Genomic DNA, 13,877 nt, shown 5'->3' with positions numbered 1-13,877 from the left:
ATGTCCTTACTCGGCGTGCTCGGCTGACTCCGTGGGAAAGTTTGGGATGGGTAAAGTTGCAATCGCAGGTTTGGCGAATAAATAACCCTGCATCAGATACACCCCTAAATCAACCAGACAGTGGTAGTCAGCCAGAGTTTCGACGCCTTCGACCACCAGGTCGATATTCAGCCGTCGAGCCATCAGGCATATGCCATCCACGATGGCCTGTTTGACCGGGTCCTGTGCAATGCCGTTTATCAGCGAAATATCGAGCTTGATGATATCGGGTTGAAAGCGGTGCAGCACTTCAATGCCTGCATAGCCGGCGCCAAAATCGTCCAGTGCAACCTTGAAGCCGTTTTTGTTATACGTATTGGCGATGTCGATGAGTTTTTCATGGTCAGTGAGGTGTTCCTGTTCAGAGACCTCAAAAATAATACGTTCCTTTGCGAGATCGAATTTATCGGCGGCTTCGAGGGTTTTACGCAAGCAGGTTTGGGGGTCATAAATGGCGTTGGGTAAAAAGTTGATGGAGAGCTTGGCGGTGTCGCTGAGATTGGCCATCATCTCAATGGCAGTAGTACGGCACAACTGGTCGAAATAATATTTGCTGTCATCTGTGACCTGCGCGAGTACTTGTCCTGCCGACTGCCCCTGTGTGCCTCTGACTAGTGCTTCATAGGCATAGACTTGCCGGGTGCGCAGGTTCACGATTGGTTGCATGGCCATGGTGATGTCCATTTTGTAATCGGTGTGACAACGGCAAGTTTTACAGCCCGGCATAAAGACTCCCTGTTTAAAAGTTAGACGCCTTAACAAGTCTGGCACAGCCTATGGGTTTTGCAATCGAACAGTGCGCAGGTTTACAAGGGAATGATACGTTTAGGGGCTGAGTCCAGATTTACGCTGCTGTGCTGATATCCGGGCAATAATAAAAAGAAAAAGCGCCCGTGGGCGCTTTTAACAGAGATTAGCTTTGGCCTGTCAGTTTGAGAAACTTCTCAGCCAGCGTATCCAGGCTCTCACGATGTGCGGGGTCTGGTTTAATACAGTCAATCGGGCAGACACTGACGCAGGTTGGCTGGTCGTAGTGCCCGACGCACTCAGTGCATTTATCCGGGTCTATCTGGTAGATTTTCTCACCCATATAGATTGCCTGGTTAGGACATTCCGGATCGCACATATCGCAGTTAATACATTTACTGTTGATCAGTAACGCCATGGTTTATGCTCCGTCCTGGCCGGTTCAGGCTTTTTTAAACGGATTACGGGTGTCTTCCTGTGCACCCAGGTTACGCATCAAAATAGCATGGCTCAGGTCAATGTCTTCGGGCAGTGGGATCTTCACAATATGGCCCGAGCCCTTGGCATCGCTGATCTGCTCACCTTTTTTATTTTCCATATGCTCAAGGGTAAAGTTGATATTGCCCTGCGGGGTCATCAGCTCCAGGCTGTGGCCGGTACAGAACTTGTTTTTAACGTCAATTTCCACCAGGCCATTGTCGTGGCGACCCAAAATTTCACCAACAAACTGCTGCTGATCAGACACAGAATGACCGTACTCATAATTTTGGTAATCCTGATGGGCGTGGCGTTTGAGGAAGCCTTCGGTGTAGCCCCGGTGCGCCAGATTTTCCAGTGTTCGCATCAATGACGGGTCGAACGGCTTACCTGCGACTGCATCGTCAATAGCACGACGATAAACCTGCGCAGTTCTGGCAACATAGTAAAAAGACTTAGTCCGGCCTTCAATTTTCAGGCTGTGCACACCCATTTTGGTCAGCTGATCAACGTATTGCACGGCACGCAGGTCTTTGGAATTCATAATGTAAGTGCCATGTTCATCTTCAAAGGCCGGCATGTACTCACCCGGTCGACCTTGTTCTTCAAGCATAAACACCTGATCGGTCGGTTGTCCGTCGCCTAAAGTCGGGATCACCTGTTGCGGATGTATTTTGTGAACTACGTCACCTGTGGCCGTTTCTTCTCCGGGCTTAACGTCGTAGCTCCAGCGGCAGGCATTGGTACAGGTGCCCTGGTTCGGGTCGCGCTTATTGATGTAGCCAGAGAGCAAACAGCGCCCAGAGTAGGCCATACACAGCGCACCATGTACAAATACTTCCAGCTCGGTATCTGGGCACAAAGTGCGAATTTCGGCAATTTCTTCCAGCGACAGCTCACGAGACAGGATCACCCGTTCTATGCCTTGCTTTGCCCAGAACTGCACAGCAGCATAGTTCACGGCATTGGCCTGAACCGATAAATGGATGGGCATGTCTGGCCATTTTTCGCGTACCAGCATGATAAGGCCCGGATCGGACATGATTAATGCATCCGGTTGCATGGCAATGACTGGCTCGATATCACGCAGGTAGGTTTTGACCTTGCCGTTATGTGGTGCAATGTTAGACACCACATACAGCTTTTTATTTTGCTGGTGGGCTTCGTTAATGCCAATTTCCAGATTGGCCAGGTCAAATTCATTGTTGCGCACGCGCAGGCTGTAGCGCGGCTGGCCGGCGTACACCGCATCGGCACCGTACGCAAAAGCGTAACGCATGTTCTTTAAACTACCGGCGGGTGAAAGGAGCTCAGGTACAAACATCTCAAAAACCTCATACATTGAACTGATTACGGGTCAGCTGTTGGGGTAAATCAATCGTCTGTGCGCCCTGCATCGCAGTGAGCCGGACGATTGGGTTAAATCAAAAAGCGGCGCAGTATAGGGCAAGCTGCTGAGGTGTTTTTTGACTTGGATCAGGTTTTGCGAGGGACATGGCAAATTGCGCAACCTGTGGCCACATAAGGTTTGGTTTCACACAAAACAATCACGGGACGGAAATAGTAGGTTTTTACATCTAAAACGCGTATAATTCGCGCCCGTATAAATTCATTAATTTCATTTTGGAGCAAAAAAGATGGCTTTAGAGCGTACTTTTTCAATCGTTAAGCCTGATGCGGTCGCTAAAAACCACATCGGTGCAATCTACAACCGTTTCGAGTCTGCTGGTCTGAAGATCGTTGCAGCTAAAATGATCCACCTTTCTCAAGAGAAAGCAGAAGGTTTCTACGCAGAGCACAAAGAGCGTCCTTTCTTCGGTGCTTTGGTTGAGTTCATGACTTCTGGTCCAGTAATGGTTCAGGTTCTTGAAGGCGAAGATGCAATCCGTAAAAACCGTGAAATCATGGGTGCAACTAACCCAGCTGAAGCGCTAGCGGGTACGCTACGTGCTGACTACGCTGACAGCATCGACGAAAACGCGGTACACGGTTCAGACGCTCCAGAGTCTGCTGCACGTGAAATCGCTTACTTCTTCACTGAAGAAGAGCTGTGCGCACGTACTCGTTAATTCGAGCACGGTGACAGGAAAGAAGGGCCTTAGCGCCCTTTTTTCGTCCCTGATGCACTTTGCTAAGCCTGAATGCGACAGACAGCAGGCTTAGCAAAGTATTCAGATTTGAAAGCGTTGATTGAATTTTGTACAATTCGGCGTTTTATTAAATTTGCACTGGCCGTCATCTGATCTGGGGTTGTTTCATGACTACGACTGAGAAAAAAATTAACTTACTTGATTTAAATCGCGAGGGGATGCGCGAGTTGTTTGCATCATACGGTGAAAAACCGTTTCGCGCCGATCAGGTCATGAAATGGATTTACCACTTCGGCATCGATAACTTCGATGATATGAGCAACATCAATAAAAAGCTGCGCGCTAAGTTGCAGGCGGAGTGTGAGATCCGTGCACCGGAAATCTCGGTACGCCAGCAGGCCAGCGATGGCACCATCAAGTACGCCCTTGTACTGGATGGCGGACAGGAAGTGGAGACTGTGTGGATCCCGGAAAAAGACCGTGCCACTTTGTGTGTCTCGTCTCAGGTGGGTTGTGCGCTGGAGTGCACCTTCTGCTCAACAGCCCAACAGGGCTTTAACCGTAACCTGAAAGTCAGTGAAATCATCGGCCAGGTGTGGCGCGTAGCCAAAGACATCGGCTTGCATGATGGTGACAGCACCAAGCGTCCGATCACCAATGTGGTGATGATGGGCATGGGTGAGCCGCTGCTTAACATCAACAATGTAGTGCCTGCCATGGAACTGATGATGGACGACTGGGCATTTGGTCTGTCTAAGCGTCGTGTTACCCTGAGTACCTCGGGCGTGGTACCGGCATTGGATATTCTGAAAGAGAAAATTGACGTAGCACTGGCGATTTCCTTACACGCGCCAAATAATCCGCTGCGTGATGAGCTGGTACCTATCAATAAAAAGTACCCGATTGAAGAGTTCCTGGCGGCCTGTCGCCGTTATATCGATGGTTCAAAGGCCAATAAAGACGTCACCATTGAATATGTGATGTTACAGGGTGTGAACGACAGCACCGATCATGCCCATGAACTGGTCCAGGTATTGAAAGGCACGCCGTCTAAAATCAACCTGATCCCATTTAACCCGTTCCCGGGCAATGAGTATGGGCGTTCGAGCAACAGCCGTATTGACCGTTTCTCTAAAGTACTTCAGGCAGCCGGGTTAACCTGTATCGTGCGCCGTACCCGTGGCGACGATATCGATGCCGCCTGTGGTCAGCTGGTAGGAGACGTGGTAGACAGAACTAAGCGTCTTGCTAAGAAAAAGCAGCTGGAAGACAACGCGATAGCGGTGAAGGTTGGCTAAAAAAAGGGTGAAACTCGAACGCATTCGGGTAATATATGGGCATAGATCAACAGCGCTCTGGTGAGCTATGCCTGCGGCCTTACGCCGACTGTCACCTGTCAGTGCGCGCTTTTAACTAAAGTGTTTAGTTTAGCTATGTTTTCATTGGTAAAAAGTTTCTCCTTTGAGGTCTCAAAGCGCACTGTGGCTGCCCGAACCGGGTTGCTGATGACATTGGGCGTGGTACTCAGTGGCTGTGTGACCGAAACTCGCTATGCCAACAGTGATAAACCGGTTGTGCAAAGCAAAGCAAGCCGAGAAGACGCGGCTAAAACCCGTATTTCTCTGGCATTGCAATATCTGGCCAATGGCAATAATACGCAGGCCAAGTATAACCTTGAACGCGCATTGACATTGGCGCCGCAACTCCCCGAAGCTCATTATTCTCTGGCTTATTACTATGAGCAGGTAGGCGAGAATGCCCGTGCCGAGCAGGCTTATCAAAAAGCACTGGCACTGGCGCCGAAAGATCCAAACACGCTCAATAACTATGGCACCTTCTTATGTCGTATCGGCAAATATGATGAAGCGACAGAGCAGCTCTTTAAAGCCATAGAGATCCCAAGCTACATTCGTGTGGCACAAAGCTATGAAAATTTAGCGCTGTGTGCATTGCGTCAGGATAATTTCGAGTTAGCGCTCGAGTATCTGAGCAGTGCCGAGAAACACAATGGTCAGCGTCAGTCGACCTTGTTATTAATGGCTGGCTTACACTATGCAAAGAGTGAACTGCATAGAGCAGAAGAAGTCCTTAAGGTGTATGGTGACCGCGGGTTTGTTTCGGCACGTGGGTTATTGTTGTCTCACCTACTGGAGTTACGCAAAGGTCATTTGCAACAAGCGGAAGAAACGGCCACCTTGTTATTGCAAACTTACCCAGAGTCTCCTCAGGCTGCGCTGGTGATCCAGCAGCGCCTGAAGGACAGCGAATTTGAGCGTCTGAAAGAGCAATACCGCCAGGCCCAGTTAACTAAAATCACCCATAAGTCGCCGACCCATTTAGTGGCAGAGCCTAAGATCAAAGTGCGCCGGAAAGTGGAGGCTGTCAGCACTCGTGTTGAGGCGTCAGAGCTATCTTCCGTTGTGTCTCAGCAGTCGCAGATAAAAGCGCCAACACGTTCGTTGCGTACTCAGCAATTCACCCAGAATTCACCTGCACAGGATACAGTGAGCGCCGCGACAATACCGCAAAAGGCGACCTCGACTGTGGTTAAGCCTGTGACTTCAACGCAGCAAGGGAAAGTGGTGTTTTATGAGCCTGACCCTGAGGATATTTCATTTTCAGCGTCTTCATCTCGTTCAAGCGTTGAGCCAACAGATAGTTGGTTGGCACAACTGCCGGCTGAACCTGCTTCTGCTCGGACACCAAATCGCGCTGCGGGTGGTCTGTTGAATACAGATATTATGCTCCCCAGCATCCCTCAGCATACCGTAAGGCTGGGAGAAAACCTGTTTAGTGTGTCAGTGAAGTACAACCTTAAGTTAGAAAAACTGATGGCATGGAATAATTTACGCGAGTCGGACAAACTCTCGATTGGTCAGGTAGTGTATTTAAATGACCCTAAAATCGTCCACACCATAGGTGAAGGCCAGTCCCTGTTCGACATTGCAATGGAATACAATTTACAGATTGACGACCTGATGCGGTGGAACAAATTGACACCCGGTATCGTCTTACAACCGGGACGACATCTCTTAATCGTGGATCCAGATAACTATACTTTATGAACGAAGCAGAATTAGACACAGATACCAGCAGCGACGTATTGTCGCTCGGACAAACACTGGCTAAGGCCAGACACGACAAAGGCGTCAGCTTTGAGGTGATCACCGCGCGGCTGAAGCTCAGTGAATCCCAGATCAACAAGCTGGAACAGGACGACTATCATAAGCTGGGCCCAGAGACTTTTGTGAAAGGGTATATCAAAAGCTACTGTGGCTTACTGGGCCTGGATGCACAGGAAACCTTACGGTTATATCAGTCGCCAGTTGTACCCGAGCAAAAGGGTAAGATGAAGAGCTTCTCGCGTCGAACCGAAAAAGAAGCACACGATAACCGCCTGATGTGGTTTAGTTATGCAGTCTTAGTGTTGGTGATCGGTAGCTCGGCGATTTGGTTCTGGCAAACCAGCAGTACACAAAATGAGATCACACCAGGGGATGCCCGGGATATTCCTCAGGTCAGTACGCCTGTAACCAGCGTGCCGGATGAGACGCCCAAAGAGGTGTCACAAGAGAATAGGCCAAATAAGGATATGGTTGATAGTGGTGAACTGAACACCACCACTGAGCCTGCTGTACAGCCAGATAATGTGAGCGGTCCGCGACCTCAATTAGCGTCGGTGACACCTGAGAGTGAGGCAGCGCAGGAGAATACTGACGCATCACGCAATACTGTGGCAACAGAAGTATCGTCAGCACCGGTCACTGACCCAGAGCCTGACAATACACAAAGCGAATTTTCACAGAGCACCATAGTGATGGTGTTTAAAGAAGACAGCTGGGTTGAGATCTTTGACGCCAGCCAGGAACGAGTTGCGTTTGGTGTTAAAAAAGCAGGGTATACCATGACCGTCAGTGGTGTCGCCCCGTTTTCAGTCGTACTGGGCAAACATCGTGCTGTGAGCATCACACTGGATGGCGAAGCCGTGGATATTTCCGGGCTGCCACGCAACCGTTTAGCCAAATTCAATTTACCGTTAGCAGAGTAATCGTCATGTTTTCAGAATCACCGATCAAACGTAGAAAATCCACGCGTATTAATGTGGGTAATGTCCCAATCGGGGATGGCGCACCGATCGCCGTGCAGTCGATGACCAACACCAATACCCTGGACGTAGATGCCACAGTGGCTCAGATCCGGGCGATTGCCGATGCCGGCGCAGACATTGTGCGAGTATCCGTGCCAACCATGGAAGCTGCAGAGGCGTTTAAGAGTATCAAAGCGCAGTCCGAAATTCCGTTAGTCGCAGATATTCATTTTGATTACCGTATTGCCCTGAAAGTAGCGGAATATGGTGTGGATTGCCTGCGCATCAACCCTGGGAACATTGGTAACGAAGAGCGTATTCGTGCTGTAGTTGATGCCGCCCGGGATAAAAACATTCCCATTCGCATCGGCGTCAACGGTGGGTCATTGGAGCGTGATTTACAGGAAAAATACGGCGAACCGACGCCTGAAGCTTTGCTTGAATCGGCCATGCGCCATGTTGAAATACTCCAGCGACTCGACTTTGACCAGTTTAAAGTCTCAGTTAAAGCCTCAGATGTATTTTTAGCTGTGGGTGCCTATCGCCTGTTGGCAAAAGAGATTGATCAGCCTCTGCACCTGGGGATCACCGAAGCCGGTGGGATGCGCGCGGGCTCGGTGAAATCTGCTGTGGGCCTGGGGATGCTATTGGCTGAGGGGATTGGTGATACGCTGCGCGTATCTTTAGCGGCCGATCCGGTTCAGGAAGTCAAAGTGGGCTTTGACATTCTAAAGTCTTTGCGGATCCGTTCACGTGGTATCAACTTTATTGCTTGTCCAAGCTGTTCACGACAGGAATTCGATGTGGTCAATACCATGAACCAGCTGGAAGAGCGCCTTGAGGATATTACCGCACCCATCTCTGTTTCTGTGATTGGTTGCGTGGTGAACGGTCCTGGAGAGGCGCTGGTAAGTGATTTAGGTCTGGCCGGTGCAAATCGTCGTTCGGGTTTGTACATCAATGGCGAGCGTCAAAAATTGCGTATCGACAACGATCATATCGTTGAACAGCTGGAAGAGCAGGTACGCAGCTATGTTGAAAAACAGCAGAATGAACCCAAAATCGATGTCAAGATAGTGGAATAACCGGTACAGACTAGGCAAACTAAGCGTTTACGTTTTAGCCGAGCTGGGTATAATAGCGGGTTTATCAGAACTGGCTAAGTCATCGGGCTTAGCCAGCCATTTCGTGTAAAAAATTAGATTACTAGGATTTTCAGTGGCAAAACAAATTCAGGCAATTCGAGGTATGAACGATTGTCTGCCGGGTGATACGCAAGTCTGGCAGAAGGTAGAATCTATCTTACGTGACACAGTGGCATCTTTTGGATATCAGGAGATCCGCTTCCCTATCGTAGAATCCACCGAGCTGTTTAAGCGCTCGATTGGTGAAGTCACCGATATCGTTGAAAAAGAAATGTATACCTTCGAAGATCGCAATGGCGATTTCCTGACCTTGCGTCCTGAAGGCACCGCGGTTTGTGTGCGGGCCGGTAATCAGAACGGCTTACTGTACAATCAGGAACAGCGTTTGTGGTACATGGGACCCATGTTTCGTCACGAGCGTCCGCAAAAGGGCCGTTACCGCCAGTTCCACCAGTTTGGTGTGGAAACCTTTGGCGTAGCCAGTGCCGATATGGACGCGGAAGTGATCCTGATGACTGCGCGTTTATGGCAGCAGTTTGGGATCAAGGATTTTGTTCGTCTGGAACTGAATTCACTGGGCTCAAACGAAGCGCGTGCAACTTATCGTGATGCGCTCATTGCGTTCCTTGAGCAGCACGAGTCACAACTCGACGAAGACTCAAAACGTCGTATGCACAGCAATCCATTGCGTGTTTTGGATAGCAAAAACCCAGACGTTCAGGCCATTTTGGTGAATGCACCAAAACTGTCTGAATATCTGGACGAAGAGTCTCGTCAACATTTTGCAAATTTATGTGAACGTTTGGACGCTGCGGGCGTCGAATACCAGGTTAATGAAAAACTGGTACGCGGCCTAGACTATTATAATCGCACCGTATTTGAATGGGTAACGGATAGCTTAGGCGCGCAAGGTACCGTGTGTGCCGGTGGCCGTTATGATGGCTTGGTAGAGCAAGTCGGTGGTAAAGCGACTCCGGCTGTGGGCTTTGCCATGGGGATGGAGCGTCTTGTACTGATGTTACAAGAGCTTGAACGTATCGGCACAGTACGCCGTAATGCAGATGTGTTCGTTGCAGCGATGGGCGAGCAGGCCAGCATTCAGGCTCCGGTCATTGCGCAACAACTACGCAGTGAAATCCCAGGCCTGCGGGTACTGGTTAACGCCGGTGGTGGCAACTTCAAGAAACAATTAAAACGTGCGGACAAAAGCGATGCCCTGGTTGCCCTGATTTTTGGCGAAGATGAATTGGCCGAAGGTAAGGTGACTGTTAAGTATCTCCGCGAACATAAAGAACAAGTTACCCTGACACTGGCAGAGGCAAAGAGCCTGTTGTCAACGTTGGTGGAATAAGCGCTGATGCGCAGTAAAGCCGGGTTACCCAAAAGTTGGGTACTGGTTTTACGCTATTAATAAAGAGGTCAGAATGGAAATTTATTCAACAGAAGAACAACAAGCCGAAGCAATAAAACGATTTTTCCGTGAAAATGGAACATCTTTGATTATCGGCGCGGTGCTGGGCCTGGGTGGTCTGTATGGTTGGAAAGCTTACAATCAGCATCAAATCGATAGCGCAGAAGCCGGTTCTGAAGCCTACAACCAGCTGGTTGATAGTGGTGACGTTCTGACCAAAAGCGATGAATTTTTAACGAATAACGGCGAGTCTAGCTACGCAGTTCTGGCAGCCTTTGTTGCTGCCAAAGAAGCGGTGGAGCAGGGCAAGCTGGATGTTGCCCAAGAGAAGCTGACCTTCGCAGCAAGCACGGTGAAAGCGCCAGAGCTAAAAGCCACGGCTTATCTGCGTTTAGCACGTGTTCAGGCGGCACAGGAAGATTACAGTGCGGCAATGGCCACGTTAGGCAATCAAATGCCTGAAAGCTTTGCAGCCCAGCTTGCTGAAGTCAAAGGTGATATTCTTTTGGCGCAAGGTAAAAAAGACGCCGCGCGTGATGAATATCAAAAGGCAGTGACAGCCGGTGGCAGCGACAATAACCCACTGTTGCAAATCAAACTGGACGACCTGGCTAGCACAGCAGCACTTTAAGGAGTAGCCATGAAGAAGTTGACTATGGCCTCTCTGGCGCTGTGTATGGCGTCATTACTGGGGTGTTCCTCAAGCGATGATGATGAACAAGAGTTGGTGTTACCCGAGATTGTAAATCAGTTCGAAACGAATGTGGTTTGGCAGGAGTCTCTGGGCGACGGCGTTGAGCATTATTTTTCTCGTTTGACCCCAACCTCCTATCAGAACACGGTTTATGTTGCTGAGCGAAACGGTCTCGTTGCTGCGCTGGATGTTGACAGTGGAGATACGCTGTGGGAAGTCGATACCCGTGAAAACCCGGCTTTCTGGCCCTGGGAAGACGATGACAGTGCAAAGTTGTCGGGTGGCATTTTGCAGGCTTATGGCAAGTTATATATTGGCTCAGAGCATGGCGAAGTTGTTGCTCTGGATCGTGAAACCGGTGAGGTGGTTTGGCGCAAGTCAGTCCCGGGAGAGGCCCTTTCTACACCAGCTGCCGGAGATGGTTTGGTGTATGTGAATCTGGGTTCAGGTAAGTTGTTGGCGTTGCACCCTGATACGGGTGAAGAGCGTTGGCAGTTTGAACAGGAAGTTCCGGCCCTGACCTTGCGTGGCTTGAGTTCACCCACGTCAGCAAATGGCGGCGTACTGGTCGGTGAAGAAAGCGGTAAGCTGTCGGTATTGATTGCAGAAAACGGCTTTATGGCTTGGAGCACAGATATTGCCCTGGCAAAAGGTGCTTCTGAGTTTGAGCGTCTGGTTGATGTAGACACTAAGCCTGTTGTGATTGGCAGTACCGTGTATACCATAGCGTATAATGGTAAACTAGCGGCATTGGATGTGCGCAATGGTAATGTGATCTGGGACCGTGAATACAGCAGTTACCGAGACCTGAGCATTGAACTGAATACCATTTATTTGGTAGATAGCGAGGGCGTACTCTATGCTCTAGATAGAGAATCAGGCATCGAACGCTGGAGTCAGTCGGCATTACGCGGCTGGTATCTGACCACCCCAGCAGTAGCGGGAGACTATCTGGTAGTCGGAGATCAGGAAGGAAACTTGCACTGGCTGGATAAACAAACTGGTGCGCTGGTGTCTCGCGAAGAATTTGATAGTTCGGGCTTTTTTGTCGAGCCAATCGTGGTAGATGACAAACTGATCCTGTACACCCGTGATGGTGAAGTCAGTGCGGTAAAAATTCCGTAATCACTATACACGGTATAAATAGAAGTAAGGCTTCGCGGTGCGAAGCCTTTTGTTGTTTTTAAAAGAGGTAGTCTATGCTTCCTGTGATCGCTCTCGTCGGGCGACCCAATGTGGGTAAATCCACTTTATTTAATCGTCTGACTCGCACGCGTGATGCGTTGGTGGCGGACTTTCCGGGCCTAACACGTGACCGTAAATATGGCCAGGCAAACTATGATGGCTATGAGTTTATCGTGGTCGATACCGGCGGTATTGATGGCAGTGAAGAAGGTATCGAAACGGAAATGGCAGAGCAGTCCTTGCTGGCCATTGAAGAAGCCGATGTGGTGCTCTTTCTGGTTGATGCCCGTGCCGGCATGACCGCGGCTGACCAAGCCATTGCGCAGCATTTACGCAAGCAACAAAAGAAGAGTTTTGTTGTTGCCAATAAAACAGACGGCATTGATGCTGATTCTAACTGTGCCGAGTTTTATCAGCTAGCACTGGGAGAGGTGTACCATATTGCCGCAGCGCATGGTCGAGGCGTGACGCAACTCCTTGAAGCCACGCTGGGTCCGGTAATTGCCGAACTGGCTGCTGAAGAAGATGAGATTGAGCAGGACGATGAGCTGCTGACAGAGCTTTATCTGGAAGGAGAAGAAGCCCCGGAAGAGGGGAAAACCGGCTTTGAAGACAAGCCCATTAAACTGGCGATTATTGGTCGACCAAATGTGGGCAAATCGACGCTTACTAATCGTATTCTCGGTGAGGAGCGGGTCATTGTGTATGATATGCCGGGCACCACACGGGATTCCATCTACATTCCGATGACCCGTAATGAGCGTGACTATGTGCTGATCGACACCGCCGGTGTTCGTAAGCGTAAGAAAGTCAGTGATGTGGTCGAAAAGTTCTCGGTTATCAAAACGCTAAAAGCGATTGAAGACGCCAACGTTATTTTATTGGTGATCGATGCCCGTGAAGGTATCTCTGACCAGGATCTCAGTCTGCTGGGCTTTGCCCTGAATGCGGGCCGTTCTTTGGTAATTGCGGTAAATAAATGGGATGGTCTGGATGACTACGTCAAAGAGCGTATTAAGTCTGAACTGGATCGTCGTCTTGGCTTTATTGATTTTGCTCGCCTGCATTTTATTTCTGCGCTGCATGGCACCGGGGTTGGCCACTTGTTTGAATCGGTTGAAGAAGCCTATGAGTCGGCAACTAAGCGTGTTAGTACAGCTATGCTCAGACGTATCATGGACATGGCTCAGGCCGATCACCAGCCACCTCTGGTACGTGGTCGCCGGGTTAAGCTGAAATATGCCCATGCCGGGGGATATAACCCGCCGCGTATCGTGATCCATGGTAATCAGGTGCATGACTTGCCAGACAGTTATAAGCGTTACCTGATGAACTACTATCGTAAAGCGCTGAATATCATGGGCACGCCGATTAAGATCGAGTTCCGTGAAGGGGATAACCCGTATTCTGGTCGCACCAATAAAATGACCCTGTCGCAGAAGCGTAAACTCAGGGCATTTACCAAAGAGCAAAAGAATAAGCAGTAATTGCTTGATAACAGGGCGCCAATGGCGCCCTTTTTACTGCCTGCGTCATGGCTGTCAGGATCCTAAATCGGTTTACGCTGAACGAAAAATATGCTTTATTTATATTTATTTAGCCCGAATATTAGCCATGCAGTTTCTGAAAACCGTGATCTACGTTGATAGTGTCGAAGAGGTACTGGATTTTTACTATCAGGCATTTGGCCTGAGTGCCTGTGGTCTCAGCGAGGACGGGGATTATGGAGAGCTGGATACCGGAGAAGTGCTGCTGGCATTTGCCACACACCCAGTCGCTCAGGCACAGTTTAAACAAAGCTATATTCGTAGCCAGCCTAAGCAGCCTGCGCTGGGGTTTGAATTGACATTAGGCTGTGAGAATGTTGCAAAAAGCTACGACAGGGCGGTTGCTGCGGGGGCAGAACCTTTGTCGCCACCTTGCCAAAAAGGGGAGCACACACAGGCTTATGTGCGCTCAATAGAAGGCACGCTGGTTGCCTTAGTGTGTGCCGACTAAGCCG

General features: G+C 49.7%; 13 protein-coding genes. 10 read left to right on the top strand and 3 right to left on the bottom strand.

The features are described 5' to 3' along the window. Positions 1–6: 6 nt before the first annotated feature. From CWB99_RS09315 to yegQ, 3 genes are all read right to left on the bottom strand, one after another. Complete coding sequence (locus tag CWB99_RS09315; RefSeq protein WP_138551049.1) at positions 7–765, bottom strand: EAL domain-containing protein; 759 nt, start codon at positions 763–765, stop codon at positions 7–9. Between the two features lie 187 nt (positions 766–952). Continuing rightward, positions 953–1,204, bottom strand: coding sequence for a YfhL family 4Fe-4S dicluster ferredoxin (locus CWB99_RS09310; protein ID WP_138551050.1), 252 nt, complete (start codon positions 1,202–1,204; stop codon positions 953–955). A 24-nt stretch (positions 1,205–1,228) separates the two neighbouring features. Continuing rightward, the gene (gene yegQ, locus CWB99_RS09305; RefSeq protein WP_138551051.1) at positions 1,229–2,587 is read right to left on the bottom strand and encodes a tRNA 5-hydroxyuridine modification protein YegQ; all 1,359 of its coding nucleotides are present in this window, start codon (positions 2,585–2,587) and stop codon (positions 1,229–1,231) included. A gap of 313 nt (positions 2,588–2,900) precedes the next feature. On the opposite strand from yegQ, the gene ndk reads away from it, so the two are divergent. The 10 genes from ndk to CWB99_RS09255 all read left to right on the top strand — a co-directional run bounded on the left by ndk (position 2,901) and on the right by CWB99_RS09255 (position 13,873). Continuing rightward, entirely contained in the window at positions 2,901–3,332 is a 432-nt protein-coding gene (gene ndk, locus CWB99_RS09300; protein ID WP_010383936.1) for a nucleoside-diphosphate kinase, read from the top strand. Positions 3,333–3,520: 188 nt separating this feature from the next. Beyond that, positions 3,521–4,651, top strand: coding sequence for a bifunctional tRNA (adenosine(37)-C2)-methyltransferase TrmG/ribosomal RNA large subunit methyltransferase RlmN (locus CWB99_RS09295; protein WP_010383939.1), 1,131 nt, complete (start codon positions 3,521–3,523; stop codon positions 4,649–4,651). 135 nt (positions 4,652–4,786) lie between these two features. After that, on the top strand, positions 4,787–6,418 hold the full coding sequence (gene pilW, locus CWB99_RS09290; protein WP_138551052.1) for a type IV pilus biogenesis/stability protein PilW: 1,632 nt from the start codon (positions 4,787–4,789) through the stop codon (positions 6,416–6,418). Beyond that, positions 6,415–7,401, top strand: a complete 987-nt coding sequence (locus tag CWB99_RS09285) for a RodZ domain-containing protein (RefSeq protein WP_138551053.1) — start codon at positions 6,415–6,417, stop codon at positions 7,399–7,401. Before pilW ends, CWB99_RS09285 begins: the two co-directional genes overlap by 4 nt. A 5-nt stretch (positions 7,402–7,406) precedes the next feature. Then, positions 7,407–8,525: a flavodoxin-dependent (E)-4-hydroxy-3-methylbut-2-enyl-diphosphate synthase gene (ispG, locus tag CWB99_RS09280; RefSeq protein ID WP_138551054.1), complete on the top strand. Its 1,119-nt coding sequence runs from the start codon at positions 7,407–7,409 to the stop codon at positions 8,523–8,525. Positions 8,526–8,658: 133 nt separating this feature from the next. Then, the gene (gene hisS, locus CWB99_RS09275) at positions 8,659–9,936 is read left to right on the top strand and encodes a histidine--tRNA ligase (protein ID WP_138551055.1); all 1,278 of its coding nucleotides are present in this window, start codon (positions 8,659–8,661) and stop codon (positions 9,934–9,936) included. A 73-nt stretch (positions 9,937–10,009) separates the two neighbouring features. Continuing rightward, a complete protein-coding gene (locus CWB99_RS09270; RefSeq protein WP_138551056.1) occupies positions 10,010–10,627 on the top strand; it encodes a YfgM family protein in 618 nt (205 codons plus the stop codon). Positions 10,628–10,636: 9 nt separating this feature from the next. After that, positions 10,637–11,815, top strand: coding sequence for an outer membrane protein assembly factor BamB (gene bamB / locus CWB99_RS09265; RefSeq protein ID WP_138551057.1), 1,179 nt, complete (start codon positions 10,637–10,639; stop codon positions 11,813–11,815). A gap of 74 nt (positions 11,816–11,889) precedes the next feature. Further along, the gene (der, locus tag CWB99_RS09260; protein WP_138551058.1) at positions 11,890–13,362 is read left to right on the top strand and encodes a ribosome biogenesis GTPase Der; all 1,473 of its coding nucleotides are present in this window, start codon (positions 11,890–11,892) and stop codon (positions 13,360–13,362) included. A gap of 127 nt (positions 13,363–13,489) precedes the next feature. Then, positions 13,490–13,873, top strand: a complete 384-nt coding sequence (locus CWB99_RS09255) for a VOC family protein (RefSeq protein ID WP_138551059.1) — start codon at positions 13,490–13,492, stop codon at positions 13,871–13,873. The last annotated feature ends 4 nt before the right edge of the window (positions 13,874–13,877 follow it).

It is taken from the genome of Pseudoalteromonas rubra (assembly GCF_005887095.1).
In the GTDB taxonomy this organism is placed as follows: Bacteria; Pseudomonadota; Gammaproteobacteria; order Enterobacterales; family Alteromonadaceae; genus Pseudoalteromonas; species Pseudoalteromonas rubra_E.
This window is presented reverse-complemented; position numbering and strand designations above follow the sequence as displayed.